Origin of the sequence: Natronococcus sp. A-GB1, assembly GCF_029688845.1 — an archaeon.
Taxonomy (GTDB): Archaea; Halobacteriota; Halobacteria; order Halobacteriales; family Natrialbaceae; genus Natronococcus.
Map to the genome: position 1 here is coordinate 23,688 of NZ_JARUKW010000021.1, position 14,319 is coordinate 38,006.

The 14,319-nt window shown below is 48.9% G+C and carries 11 protein-coding genes and 1 pseudogene; 8 read left to right on the plus strand and 4 right to left on the minus strand.

Annotated features, from left to right (window positions below; all coding sequences use genetic code 11):
* Nucleotides 1–184: 184 nt before the first annotated feature.
* Complete coding sequence (gene glmS / locus QA600_RS19605; protein WP_278293620.1) at nt 185–1,975, plus strand: glutamine--fructose-6-phosphate transaminase (isomerizing); 1,791 nt, start codon at nt 185–187, stop codon at nt 1,973–1,975.
* Between the two features lie 141 nt (nt 1,976–2,116).
* On the opposite strand, the gene QA600_RS19610 is transcribed toward glmS, so the two are convergent.
* Nucleotides 2,117–3,049, minus strand: a complete 933-nt coding sequence (locus QA600_RS19610; protein WP_278293621.1) for an NAD-dependent epimerase/dehydratase family protein — start codon at nt 3,047–3,049, stop codon at nt 2,117–2,119.
* A gap of 349 nt (nt 3,050–3,398) precedes the next feature.
* Here QA600_RS19610 and QA600_RS19615 point away from each other — a divergent pair, with 349 nt between their 5' ends.
* The 4 genes and pseudogenes from QA600_RS19615 (at nt 3,399) to QA600_RS19630 (ending at nt 7,377) form a co-directional block, all read left to right on the plus strand.
* Entirely contained in the window at nt 3,399–3,800 is a 402-nt protein-coding gene (locus QA600_RS19615) for a hypothetical protein (protein ID WP_278293622.1), read from the plus strand.
* Between the two features lie 326 nt (nt 3,801–4,126).
* Complete coding sequence (locus QA600_RS19620) at nt 4,127–5,002, plus strand: hypothetical protein (RefSeq protein WP_278293623.1); 876 nt, start codon at nt 4,127–4,129, stop codon at nt 5,000–5,002.
* 182 nt (nt 5,003–5,184) lie between these two features.
* Entirely contained in the window at nt 5,185–6,054 is an 870-nt protein-coding gene (locus tag QA600_RS19625; RefSeq protein ID WP_278293624.1) for a hypothetical protein, read from the plus strand.
* Between the two features lie 172 nt (nt 6,055–6,226).
* Nucleotides 6,227–7,377, plus strand: a pseudogene (locus tag QA600_RS19630) (IS701 family transposase).
* 181 nt (nt 7,378–7,558) lie between these two features.
* Here QA600_RS19630 and QA600_RS19635 read toward each other — a convergent pair.
* A complete protein-coding gene (locus tag QA600_RS19635) occupies nt 7,559–8,551 on the minus strand; it encodes a glycosyltransferase family 2 protein (protein ID WP_278293625.1) in 993 nt (330 codons plus the stop codon).
* A gap of 284 nt (nt 8,552–8,835) precedes the next feature.
* Entirely contained in the window at nt 8,836–9,498 is a 663-nt protein-coding gene (locus QA600_RS19640) for a ParB N-terminal domain-containing protein (protein WP_278293626.1), read from the minus strand.
* Between the two features lie 306 nt (nt 9,499–9,804).
* On the opposite strand from QA600_RS19640, the gene QA600_RS19645 reads away from it, so the two are divergent.
* Nucleotides 9,805–10,805, plus strand: a protein-coding gene (locus tag QA600_RS19645) for an IS630 family transposase (protein ID WP_278293627.1) whose coding sequence is annotated in 2 segments (ribosomal slippage) — nt 9,805–10,297 and nt 10,297–10,805 — 1,002 coding nt in all. Because the reading frame shifts where the segments join, the coding sequence is not laid out codon by codon here.
* A 104-nt stretch (nt 10,806–10,909) separates the two neighbouring features.
* On the opposite strand, the gene QA600_RS19650 is transcribed toward QA600_RS19645, so the two are convergent.
* Entirely contained in the window at nt 10,910–12,373 is a 1,464-nt protein-coding gene (locus QA600_RS19650) for a flippase (protein WP_278293628.1), read from the minus strand.
* Nucleotides 12,374–12,640: 267 nt separating this feature from the next.
* Here QA600_RS19650 and QA600_RS19655 point away from each other — a divergent pair, with 267 nt between their 5' ends.
* Complete coding sequence (locus QA600_RS19655) at nt 12,641–13,483, plus strand: hypothetical protein (RefSeq protein ID WP_278293629.1); 843 nt, start codon at nt 12,641–12,643, stop codon at nt 13,481–13,483.
* A gap of 139 nt (nt 13,484–13,622) precedes the next feature.
* Nucleotides 13,623–14,255, plus strand: a complete 633-nt coding sequence (locus QA600_RS19660; RefSeq protein WP_278293657.1) for an IS6 family transposase — start codon at nt 13,623–13,625, stop codon at nt 14,253–14,255.
* Nucleotides 14,256–14,319 lie beyond the last annotated feature (64 nt).

A 14,319-nucleotide genomic window follows, 5' to 3' on the forward strand; every position in this document is an offset into this window, starting at 1 on the left:
TAGAGATAACTGCCATAAATGGCAAGAGTACAACCAATCATAACACTAATCTCAGTTAATATCGCCAACCGAAATAACTAAGCAATAATATTATCGTCAGTATATGTATGTGGATAGGGAAAGCTCGCTGTGGTGCCGTCCACCCCGGAGAAAGGAGCTCGACTCTCGAGCGGGTGAGCGGGTAATGTGTGGAATCATCGGTTACACCGGGACCGACGATAGCGCACTTGACATACTCCTGACCGGACTCAACGGGCTGGAGTATCGTGGGTACGACTCTGCGGGCGTCGCCCTCGCGAACGACTCGCTGGACATCTACAAGCGCGAAGGCGAAGTATCGGCACTCGAGGCTGCAGTTCCCGAGGCCCCAGGCAGTGTTTCCGCCGGTATCGGACACACGCGCTGGAGCACGCACGGCCCGCCCTCCGACGAGAACGCCCACCCCCACACCGACGAGGACGGTCGCGTCGCGGTCGTCCACAACGGGATCATCGAGAACTATCAAGCACTGCGCGACGAGCTCGTCGCACGCGGCCACGAGTTCACCAGCGATACCGACACCGAGGTCATTCCACATCTGATCGAGGAACAGCTCGAGGCGGGCGAAAATCGTCAGACGGCGTTCCGACAGGTCGTCGATCGACTCGAGGGGAGCTACGCCGTCGCGGCAGTGTTCGAAGGCTCCGACGTGATCTACGCGGCACGCCACGAGTCGCCACTCGTCATCGGCCTCGGCGACGAGGGCAACTACCTGGCGAGCGACGTTCCCGCGTTCATCGAGTACACAGATCAGGTTATCTACCTCGAGGACGGCGAGTTCGCGACGCTCACGCCGGACGAGGTGGTCGTTCGCGACGAGGCGGGCGAGATCGTCGAACCGTCGATCGAGGAGATCGCGTGGGATCCCGAGGACGCGGGCAAGAGCGGGTACGACCACTACATGAAAAAGGAGATCCACGAACAGCCCCGCGCGATTCGAAACTGCCTGCGCAACCGGCTCGCCGAGTTCGAGGACCGGGTCGTCCTCGAGGAGCTTGACGATATCGAGCGCCCGGCACGGATCCATCTCGTCGCCTGCGGTACCTCCTATCACGCGGCCCTGTATGGCGCACAGCTGCTCCGAGAGCATGGCATCCCGACCCAATCCTTCCTCGCCAGCGAGTACCGCGCCGAGTCGGTCGCCGTCGACGCGGAGACGCTGGTCATCGGCGTCACCCAGAGCGGCGAGACCGCGGACACGATGCGCGCACTCCGGGAGGCCAACGGCGCCGAGGCGACGACGCTTGCCGTGACCAACACCGTCGGGAGTTCGGCCGCCCGCGAGTGTGACCACGTTTGCTACGTTCGTGCTGGCCCGGAGATCGGCGTCGCAGCGACCAAGACGTTTGCGAGCCAGCAGGTCGCACTGGCGATGGTCGCGACCGCGCTCGTCGACGACCCCGACCCGGCGCTCGTCGACGCGCTGAGCGAGCTGCCCGACCAGATCCAGCAGGTTTTGGACGAGTCTCATGCGCGTGCGCTCGCCGACGCCTACGTCGACGCCGACGCCTACTTTTTTGTCGGCCGGGAGTACACCGCCCCGGTCGCGCTCGAGGGCGCGCTGAAGATGAAGGAGATCACGTACAAACACGCCGAGGGGTTCGCTGCCGGCGAGCTCAAGCACGGTCCGCTCGCACTCGTCACAGCGGACACGCCCGTGTTCGCGTTACTGACCGAGGGGTCGCGACTGGAGAAGACCCTGGGCAACGTCAAGGAGATTCAGGCTCGCGACGCTCCCGTGATCGCGGTTACTGACGTTCCCGCAGAGGTCGAGCGGTACGTCGATCACGTGCTGGAGGTTCCCTCGAGTCATCCCAAGCTGACGCCGATTCTGGCAAACATCCAGCTACAGCTCGCCTCATATTGGGTAGCAAACCAGCTGAACCGCTCAATCGACAAGCCCCGGAACCTTGCGAAAAGCGTTACCGTAGAGTAAGTCGTCCTCGAAGAACTATAAAAAGAGTGGGCTTGGCGCTATCGGATTCCGAACTTCGATCGAATACTGTTGTCAGGCCGTCCGGCCTTAACGAGTATAGCAGGGTTGCACTCGAAGAATTATTTGTATATCGACGTGCAGTCAGTGCTGTCGGTACCAATCGACGGTCTGCTCGAGACCGTCAGACAGTGAAACGGTCGGCTCGTATCCCAGATCGGCTTGAATCGCGGAGATGTCGGCCCCGCTGTGGCGGATGTCTCCATCTCGTCCCTCGGTATGTGTGATTTCGGAATCAGAATCCGTGACGTCGACGATCGTTTCGGCCAACTTCTGAACGCTCACGGTTTGGCCGGTACCGACGTTGTAGGCCGTTCCGACTTGATCCGTCGTGGCAGCTTTGAGGTTTGCCTGGACAATATCGTCGATGAACACGAAGTCTCTCGTCTGCCCGCCATCGCCATGGACAGTGATGGGCTCGTCATTGATCGCCTGATCACAGAAGATGCTAATGACGCCGCTGTAGTCGCCGGCGGTCTGTCCTGGACCGTAGGCATTGAAGTATCGCAGCGCAACGGCCTCGAGGTCGTAGAGGTCGTGGTATCGCCTCGCGTAGTGGTCGATCGCAAGCTTGTCGATCCCGTAGGGCGAGGCTGGGGTCTTCGAGTCGGATTCCTCGATCGGAACCTTATCGGGATGACCGTAGATCGCCGCACTTGAGGCGAGCACAACCCTGGCGTCTTCTTGTCGTGCGGACTCAAGCAGTTCGAGGGTCGCCGTTGCGTTGATATCGTGGCTCGTCAGCGGCGCTTCAACCGACCCTTGGACGCTAACGAGGGCCGCCTCGTGGAAAATCAGGTCGACGTTTTCGGTGGCTTGCTCGAGGGTATCCTCATCTCGGAGGTCGCCTCCGATGAACGTCGCGTTTTCGGGAACCTTTGATCGCTCGCCTGAAGTCAGGTTGTCGAACACTCGAACGTCGTTATCCTCGCCGAGTTCGGTCGCAAGGTGACTACCAATAAATCCCGCTCCACCCGTGATGAGAATTGTCTGATTCCTTGGTCGGTCCGTAGTCATACAGGATCGTAGCCGAAGCTAACACATGTGTTTACTGATCTACTCGTCTGGATACACAACGAGACATACTCTGTCTATTATCTGATCAAGAGCCGAGTTTGCACTCGAAAACGGGAAAGTGAGTATTCTCTTTCTTGATCTGAGGCTACTAGACTAACCGTTCGTAGGTGGGACCTATCGCGCTACTGGACAATCTGTCAGCCCCACGAAGGGGGAAACTACCTAGCGAGCGATGATCCCCCGTTCATCAAGTGTAAACCAAGTCATCTATCTCAAGGATGCAAGTTCACGACCTGCACACCTGACGACGTAATCGTTCAAGAGGAAATGGGGTGAGATCGCCGAACCGTTGATCGAAGAGGTCGAGTGGAACGCCGAGGATGCGGGCAAGAACGAGTACGATCTCTGCAAAAAGGAGATCCACGAGCAGCATGCACGATCTGGACACTGTTTGCGGAACCGAATCACGGAGTTTGAGAGCCGGATCATCCTCGAGGAATCCGCCGATCTCGAGTGTCCGAAACGAATATTCCTCGTCGCCTACCGCACCTCGTACCAGCTGCCCGCTACGGGGCGCAACTGCTCCGAGAGCACGGCCATCCTAACTCAATCGCTCCTTAGCAGCGAGTACCGCACCGAGGTGTTCGCCGCCGACGCGGAAACGCCCGTCACCGGCGTCACTCAGAGCGGCGAGAGCGCTGATACAGTGCGTGTAGTCCTGAAGGCCAACAGCGTCGATCCACGCCACTAGGTGCGAAAATTACGTACAAGCTGGCCCCGAGATCGGCATTGACCTGACGAAGACGTTCGTGAGTATTCTTTCATGTTAAAGGAAATCGACTATGTTTGGATCTCTCGGCCCCATAACCGGGCCTTCAACAATAGCGGGCAGCTGATTAGCATCGTGCAGATGGGCAAGTTATATATGGACATAAGCTATCCCAAGGACCAGGACGAGAAGGAGATGTGACTGGAGGGTACAAATGGAGAAGGTTATCGAAGTGATAGATGGATGACTGTTACTGCATTCTCTTTGCTTTCAAAAGAACTATTCCGAACCATTTTAATTAACTCTCTATGGAGATCACCACACGTGCTAGGGCTATTTCTAGAGATCCTGAACGAGCGTTCGCCGAAGTCGGCCGCCGACTTCACCGACTGAACCCTATAAACGTGAACGACGGTGTCAATTTCCTGGAGAAAGAGTGGGACATATTAATAATTCTTGATGCCTGTAGATATGATTTCTTTGATAATGTCTCATCATTACCAGGAAAGACGGATTCAATTCAGTCTCTCGGGAGTACCAGTGCGGAGTTCATCGAAAACAACTTTGCTGGACAAACACTGTACGATACGGTCTACGTATCTTCAAATGGTTGGTATGAAAATCTCCGAGATGAGATTGACTCAGACATCTACCGATTCATCTACACCGGCCGGGATGCAGTCAACGACATGACATGCCGGCCAGAAACTGTGACGGATCGGGCCTTAGAGGCCAATTCAGAACATCCAAACAAACGACTCATCGTCCATTATATGCAACCCCATCACCCCTATCTCGGTCCAACTGGTGAGTCTATCGAACATCATCGGCCAACAGCAGTCACAGTATATCGAAATAACCTCTCTGTTGAAACACTACAGAAAGCGTACAAGGAGAATCTGGAGATTGTTTTAGAAGAGGTGGAACGACTGTTCGAGAGATTAGAGGGACGGATGGTTGTAACTGCAGACCACGGGGACTTCCTCGGGGAGAAACCATATCTCATTCCGGTCCGGGATTACGGGCATCCACGTGGTATCCGTCGGGAAGAAGTGACCACTGTACCGTGGCATGTCTACGAATCAGGTTCTCGGAAGATCTTGGAAGCGGATAAACCCTTTGACAAAAAAGAGACTAACCATGAAATTGAACAGCATCTAAAGAATCTTGGATACAAAGTCTAATACTACGTCTGTTCTCACCCATCTTTCGGCGACACTATTAGGATTCTAAGTTATTATAATTATGCTCTGAATCATCAATCGAGTAAACTTTGGCTACCTTAGTCAAGAGTGAGTAAAGGGTGAAGATGTAGAGTTTCTCGTCAAGTATAATCACCGTAATAAAAGAAAGTCGAAAGAGACGTATGGTTCCAGTACTCTTAGTAAGACACATAATTGATAAGGGATTTGGTGAGAAAAACTTCATGAAGCAAAAACTATCTTCAATATACGGCATACTCGTCTCAGACGGGTTTTTTACTGCGGTCCGTGTCGCAAATCGGTACGTCCGTAAACGAATTGTTCAGCTGTGCCTGCAAAAACATCCCATAGCAACTATTCAAACGATAAAAATCCAAACTAGATTTCATCCTAATAGAACGGATGCTGATCCGTTTAAATCGATTCAAGTTGACCCTCAGTCAATAACCCATGCCATAACAGACGGATCGGCATCCAGTTGGGGAATTGTTGAGTCAGGCTCTTGGGACAAGGAAGTAGAGCAATTTAAAGAAAGGTCCTACTGTAAAGCTATCGAGACCCTCATTGAGCAAGGAGATTCTGATAAACTGGAACGAGAGCTCGCTCAAATTCCAGACTATTCGTCCTCACCACGTTATAGTTCAGGAGGGATTGAAGAGCGAGTCAAGGAAATACGATCTCTTGAAGAAACGATGAGAAGACATGGGTATAGATCACAGGAAGAACTCCTTTCACAGGACGAAGATTATCATCAAAAGGCCGCAAATGACCCGGTTCCGGCCGAACTAAACGAGATTCTTGTAGATATCGGCCGAGATGGCGAGGTGCTGTATCGATGGTGTGGCCAAAACCGTCTGCGGTTAGCACAACTCCTAGGTCTCGATACCGTAGTAGTGATTGTAGCCAGACGACACTCCGAATGGCAGGCTACTAGAGATGAAATCCGGAGCACCAACTGGTTAGATGGATTAGACGGCGAGACGAGTGATAAATTATCTCACCCTGACCTTCAAGATTTAAATGGTAATGAATAGGCCATACACTCGTTAAAGTTCTTCTTCTGATATGATTCCTTCTGTGGGACTATTGTCCTAAAACCATCAGTATTCTATCAAATGACAACTTTGCTTGATGGGATGGTACTGTATAGTTACTTGACTTCGCACGTTTATCTTCGTTCGACGCCTATCTCTCGTAGATGGCAAGATGCTTCCAATCACGTCGTTTCTCTCCTGCACAGCCCCGACCGACGAATTAGATTCGTTCTCGTATCATCAGAAACACCACGCGAAGACATACGTCACCGGTCTTGTTGCGCCCAGCAACAAAACCGTAGACGGCATCACTACACACGTCTTACCAGCGAAAAGCGAACGAGCGCTCAACAAGTTCCTCACTGAATACGACTGGGATGAGGACCGCCTCAACAGGGAACGACTGGAACAGCTCCAGACTGACAACGAAACGCGCTGGAGCAGTGAAGGTGTCGTCGATGATGACGACACCTTCACGCACAAAACCGCTGAGAACATCCCTAACGCCGGGAAATTCTATGATCGTTCTACACGCGGTCATATCTGTGGACAAAACCTCATCTACGCGATTTACGCCGACAAGAAGACGACTTACCCACTGTGCTTCAGACTCTACGGAAAACACAGCAAAACTCGCTCCAGCTAGCGAAAGAACTCGCCGATGAGTGCATCGAGATAGGTGTCCGCCGGGACACCTATCTCTTCGACTTTCCCTACTGTTCGGGTGAGTTCATCGCGCATCTCGAAGGATGCGGCAAAGAGTGGGTCTCTGCGATCAAGAGCGACCGGAACGTCGTCTACGCAGGCGAACGCATGCGCGTCGATGCGCTGGCCGAGCGCATCGACACGCAGCCACGTACTGCCGATGGCGAGACGTACCACATCTGGACGAAGAAGCTCCAGGTATCGAGACTGGGGAAGGTGAAGGTGCTGATCACGGAGAAAGAATCGAGCGACGAAGACGGTGAGAAGAGCGTCAAGTACATTGCGAGCAATAAGATCGACGCGCCAGCGAGCCATCTCATCGCGTTGTACGCGATGAGATGGCGGATCGAGACGTTCTTCAGAGACACGAAGCAGGACCTCGGTTTAGGAGACTGCGATCTGCGAAGCCTCGCAGGTGCCAGTTGCCACTGGCACCTGCTGAAGCTCGGTGTTGCACAAAGCGCTCTGGGAACCGTACTCTTACGAGCCACGTCTCTTCGAACTGATCTCAAACTCTCGTTCCGGGAAGCCGTTCAAAACCTTCTTTCGTGGGCTCTTTCCAGCCCAATTCGAAGCATTGACGATCTCATGCACGAAGTCGAAGACCTCTTCATATAGGTGCGAAGTCAAGTAGTTAAGCACCGGCCGACTCTCCTTCGAATGTGTGAAACCACTTTTTGATGAGGCTTCGATTGAGTTAGTTTACTCGACCAGAATAGAGCAGGCCGTCTAATAATTGAATTGACCGACGAGAAACTCAGCATTCGATAGGTCCTTTTTCGCGATTTGGTTGTGGGTTTTAGGAGAGTTTCCTTTCAGCAATAACTTCAGATAATGGAAAACAATCCGGGTCGGGAACGCCCTTTATGAAAGATATGGCTGATGACGTTATGTATAAGATTGTTATTATAACATATGACGAAAATCTAACGGGGCCGAAAATCAAACCTCCAATAGTAAATAGAGCAAACATAGCTAAAGCCCATATACGGAAGGCACGCCGGTAAATCAGGGTTGGAAACCCAGAAATGATGAAAGAAAATATTAGGAGACGCTTTTTAATCCTCCAAAAATGAAATAGGATATAATCCTTAGATTTATAGTGCAACCGAAGAGTCTGGCCTAACCCGCTCACATAGTTATTTGAAAATCTGCGAACGGGTTCTTTAATCTTATCTTTCTTTGGGTGCTGAGCAACGATTACTGGAAGTTTCATCAGCTGGTAGTTTAATTTCTTTATTCTAAAGCTTAGTTCATAATCTTCTGCACCAGTAAGGAAAGGATGGAAAGTTCCAGCTTCTTTTAACGCCTCCCTTTTGAATAACATAACTGCCTTTATATATCTCACTTCAGAGTCTGAGTTATCGCCGCTAATTGAATTAAGATGGCCTGAAATCCCACCTAATTCGCTGTTCTCATTAAATTGCTGAAATGCTAACGGTAACCATTCACTAGATAGAGTTAGGTCTCCATCTACAAACAGAATGTAATCTTCTTGAGCGTATTGAGTTCCAACGTACCTACCGGCCGACGGTGAGGCATACTGTTCCTCAGTGATCTGCAATAGTGTGATAGGGTAATTAGATGCGATATTTGTAGTTGAGTCAGTTGAATTAGAGTCAACCACAATCACTTCTGAGAGGTACGGCTCACAGTAACGAAATATTGAATCCAAACAATCAGCAATATGCTCTTCCTCGTTATATGTTACTACAACTACGGACAATCCAATGTCATCATGTATATCATCCATAGGTTCTATATTTACTGTTAGAAGTGGATTGACCTCCAAGGATAAATTCCTTACTAAAGTCGCTATATCTGGTGTTTTAGATATCGGTTAGGTTAGAATAATGTAATAACTGAAACAAGACACGGACAACCGCAACTACCGGTGATCGTTCGTTCGCGGGAAAAAGTTCGATGTCCACTTCCTCGAATTGCTCATGCATGGCTGTCTTCTTGACACGTTTATTAGAGAGTTACATGAATTGGTTTCGCAAAGACATCAGTCTTTGTTCTCAAATTCATATTTGTTTGTGTAGACTCAACTGCTTATTAAGTCAATCGACTATTTTACAAATAATCTCTATGATACACTACAATTCGAACTGGTATCTTTTTCAAATTTAGTGCCTTGGCCATTGCCAACCTGTGATGTCCATCTATAAGAATTGGTTCTCCATTTCGAGAAATAGCTACAGCAATGTCTGTTTGTGATGGGAGAAAGGAAATACTGCGAAGCATTTGATCCACACTTTTATTATGAATATCTTTTTGAGATTTCACCCCATTCTTCTTTATTTCGTTATAAATTTGATCTAGCTTCTCAGTTCTTTTTTGTAAATCCGAGACCGTTCTGCATTGCCAGTATGTTTCCCCATTACTAACTGCAGATAATGTTGATTTATAAACTTCTGTTTCCTCCCAAGGCATTCCGTTATCATATCTCATGTATGTGCTTGTTAACCCCTCTGAATCCCATATGGAACCACACTTCTTGTCCCAATCACCGGACTTTATTTCACCCATATTTCTCCATTTATGAATTCTCTTATTTTCTCTCTTCTCTATATTAGATGGATTAATTGAAATCACTCGGTAGGGATTTATAACTCTATTCGGCCATAGAATAGATTTTATTTTATATAATAACAAATAATAGTAGCCTAGTGGAAGAATAGTATGTAAATTCCAGCTAATCACGAAGGCCTTAAGCCGGCTTACAATGTCACCCATTTCTCTCAAATAATTTCATTGCAAATATAACTCTATGGTTTTTAGTCCGATGTAGTCTACTCTATTAAATGTGAGACCATTTCTGAGGGGGTTCGGTTGGTGTAGTTCTTTCGACCACTAATCAAACAAAAGCAGTCCAATAGCCGAATTGATCAACGAGAAACTCGGCCTCGGAGAGACTGTGTTTCTCTCGAAGTCCTGTAACTGCCGGATCCCAACTTCTCAAGTTCGTTTAAAGAGTGTTGCTTCAAGTATGAGCTATAGTAGTCGTTAGAACTTTCCGCTCGGAAGATGTTGCCGTATGTAATGGACCATCTCGACGAGATCTCCGTCGAAGAGCTTCAAGACGCCCTCAACAATGTTGAGGGAAACAAGCCGACACAACGGTTGTTAGCCGCGATTGCGTACAAGAACGGCGTAACGCAGACCGAACTTGCCGAGTGGCACGATACCGGGCGAAGAACGATCTATAGCTGGCTGATGCGACTTGATACGGACGAACCACTTGAGCAAGCCATCTCTGATGCTCATCGATCCGGAAGAAAACGAAAGCTCTCAGAATCGCAGCAAGAAGAATTCGAGCAAACCGTTCACGAACCGCCCGAGGAAGCCGGGATCGACGCGCCGGCGTGGACGCCGGCGCTCGTCCAGGAACTTCTCGAAGAAACCTACGGCGTCGAGTACTCTTATCCGAGTTGTCGGCGGTTGTTGAAAGAAGCTGGGCTCAGCTATCAAAAACCGCGCCGTACAGCCGCCGAAGCTGACGAAGACGATCAAGAAGCGTTCCGCGACGAGATCAAAAAAAGCGAGCGGAGATGGACGCCACAATAGTCTGCATCGACCAAACCAAGAAATCCGTGCAGGTCGAGCCGCGTGCCGCGTGGTTCCCGCGCGGCACGCGGCCCTCCGTCGAACTCTCCGGGCAACGCGATTGGACGTGTTTGCTCGGCGCGATCACCGAAGACGGTGATCGCTTTTTTTCTCGATTCACCGAGTACGTCACGGCCGAGCACACAAAACATTTCATTTTAGCATTATGCAAAGAATTTGAGGAAGACTTGATCATCGTCCTCGATGGAGCACCGTATTTTCAGGCGTCGGCCGTCACGGACCTTGCGGACCGTGACGACCTCGCCTTCGTGACGTTGCCGTCGTATTCGCCGGAGTTGAATCCTGTCGAGGAATGCTGGAGACAGCTTCAAGGGTCTCTTAGCAACCGCTTCTTTGATTCGCTTGACGAGCTGACGACAGCGATTGATACAGCTCTCGATCAACTCTCTACGCCAAAAGTGAGAAACTATTTCTAACTACTACTATAGCATGTAGAACAACAGCGTTGGAACCAATATCAGTAGATCCATTCCCCGTTGAAGCAGCACTAAACAGTGCCGGCGGGCTTTGATGATCATAGTCAGGAAAGGACTGACCAAACTTTCTTAATTTCGAGTAATCCTGTACCAACAGCTAGAACAGCCCAAATGCCGGCGCCAACGGCAACGACGGTGAATAGCGTAATGAAGCCTGTGATGAAATTAGTCAATAAATAGACGACGACGACCATCACACTAGTTATAGCCGAAATTAACGTGATGTGCCTGAAAAGGACCTTAATACGCAGACCAAGTTCAGAGTGCATAATATATACGTTGGCGAAGGTATAAAGTGAATATGTGATTACAGTGGCAATCGCAGCTCCAACGACTCCAATTGTCGGGATCAGAAGAATATTGAGAGCTACGTTTAGAACTGCTGTAGCTCCTTTCACAACTGCACGAGTCTTGGCTCGACCAAGAAAATCTAATCCATTACTGGTGAGTTTTGTGACAGACATTAACACAGCGTATAGTGATAAAACTTGGATGACAGGAACTGCACCCTGATAATCTGCTCCGAATACTAATTCCACTGTGGGCTCTGCAACGAGAGCTAGTCCAGCTGCTGCGGGAATGTAGAGTAGAAGTCCGTGTCTCAACGCTTCTTCGTATATCCGAGCCGCCTTTGCACGATCACCTCTGGCACTTAACGACTCGTACGTCGGTGAGAGTGTGAACCCCAGGGCAGTAATAGGCGACTCAATAAACGTAATTATCTGCTTGCCTAAAGTGTAGTACGCAACTGCAACGGGTCCTATAAAGAAACCGACTAACACGATATCTATTCGCTTATCAAGGATGCCTGCAGTATCTGTTGCTGTTATCGGAATGCTGTATTCGGCAATTCTACGTCGGAGACCGGGTTCGATAGGTCCGGATGATGAATGCCTATAATACTGATAAAAGACATATCCTAAACCGGTTACTGCTGCTACCGCGTAGCCGGCGATATACCCCATGAGCGCCCCAATTACTCCATATCCAATAACCACAAGTCCAATTGCGAATATAAGTCTCGTGATGTGGTGAAAAATACTGATGACTCCTGTTGCCTGAATAGCCTCAAATCCTTGGAGAATGAGAGTAGAAAAGGTGTGCATGGTACTGAACCCAATGAACAAAATCCCGAAGAGAAGAAGGGGTCTGAGGTCTGGTTCTCCAACTAAAAAGGCAATATGCTCACGTCCGATGAACAGCACTAGACTGACAATCGTAATCATGATAAGGTTGAGGAATAGCGAAAATCTAATTATATGTTTTATTTGCTCCTGGTTCGTTTCCTTATATTCAGAAATATAGCGAGCTGCAGACTTAGCAATACCTAGTTTACTGAACAATTTTAAAGTACCAAAGACTGAAATTGCTAGATATAACAGACCGTATTCGCTCGGATCAAGGAGGCGAGCTAATATAACAAGTAATATCGCACCAGAAGCGGCACTAATGGCGCTCGCGATGAACTTAGTCCTGAAACGCGTTCCAAGACGTGAAGCCAGGCTCACATTGACCGGGTAGACTTGGGACTATTACTAGCTTCCGAAATAGACTCTGTTTGATCCCCCTCCTTTTTAAGGATAATTTGATTAAACGTCATCATATTTAAGGTTAAACCCCCTCAGTGGGTGTTTAATTATCTATAATTAATCTTTCTGTATTAATCCTACTGGCAGCTGGGACAGTTGTGACTGACAGGTAGGCGTCCCTATCATAATGGATAAAAGCAATACCAAATCAATAAATATTTTTGAGAAGACGACTGACTAGGCTCGATGAAACTTATTAAGAGACTGGTGGTGAAGTTCCAGTCTGACGGTATAAAAAAGGTCATAGAAGATACCGCTAAACTCATTAGAAAAATTTATATTAAACCAGCAAAAAATAATATCATCCACCACCTATTGTATGGGAAAGCAAAACCAGATCCACTGGCGCTCATTCATATTAAACCTACCGATGTGAATTACATACTAGCTAATCATTTTTGGCATGACCTTTCTAAATACACGACCCATGTGGTTTCAGGAGAGTGGGATCAGCCTCTTCGGGATATTAATTTAACAGTTTCATTGAGAACCACCGGGACCAGTCAGCGCGGCATTGTTAAAATCGACCAACTGACTCTCTGCCAGTCGATAGAAGAGAGAGTGCAGAATAATACTCCCTGGGAAGAGACAGAACTTTATGCAGAGGTAGCATCCGACCCTGAGCAATTTGGTGGATGGAAACGCTATAATTCAATAGATAATTTAGAAAAAACACTGGCAGATATAGATAATCTCATTAGCCACATGGATAGCTATGGGTACAAAAGGCAAGATGAAATTAAAGAAAACAGTACTGGACTCCGATATAGCGACCTGAGATTACACGAAGTAGCTATTAATATTGGCCGTAACGGCAAGATAATCTTTGAAGATGGCCGTCACCGATTCTGTGTTGCAAGAGCTTTGGGAGTGGAGCAAATACCTGTCCGCGTTTTCGTTAGACATAAAGATTGGCAACAGAAGCGTCAGCAAATGTTGACATTTGGTTCGATTAAAGAGGTAGACAATGAGTTAAAAAAATATCTTGTGCACCCAGATATGCAAGATGTACGCCCCAACAACCCATAATAGCATCAATTAAATCCTTTATGGATGTATTATTATAACTTTTAATTCACCTTCATGGAAAGTGAATTAATCTTCGCAGTGGCACCGTCTAGTTAGCGCAGTTTGAGGAACGAGCAGGTCGTGGAGTTAGTTTGGAATGATGCTCGCAGACCTGCTCAGCGAGTGCTACGCGGCGGAATTTGATCAATCTTGGGAGCGTGAGCGGACGGTTGTTCCCTTCGAGACACAAGCAATTTTTCGCTTGGTCGGCGTAGAACGCACTCATCAAGCAATCTGGCACTGGGTACATCGGCTGGCTGACAGCGCACCAGACCCGCCGACGGCTTCGCCGTCTCGGGTCGCGGTTAATGAAACTGCTGTCAAAATTAACGGTGACTGGTCTTGGGTATACACTGCAATAGATCTAGACTCACGACTAATCCTTGATGTCGCAGTGTTCGGACGGCGAGGCACCGATCCAGCCGCTGCGTTCCTGCACCAATTGACCGAGAACCACGAGCTTGATGGAACGGTGTTTCTGGTCGATGGCTATGGATATCTGACTGCCCTCTCTCAATTAGGGTTGAGCGGTCAACTCGACTATGTCGACCGAAACCGTATCGAAAAGTGGTTTCACACCCTCAAAATGAGTGTCGACCATTTTTATAACTCCCGGATGGACAGTCGTGCGAGCGCACGCGAGTGGGTTGAACAGTTCGTACATTACTGCAATCAGTACAGACCGTGTCAATTTCTCGATAGACGAGCGCCAGCCGACGAGGTGATCAACTAAACAGTGCTCATGCTTAGAGGGTAATATTTATCAATTGACGAGATTGGCAATACAAATACCCTAT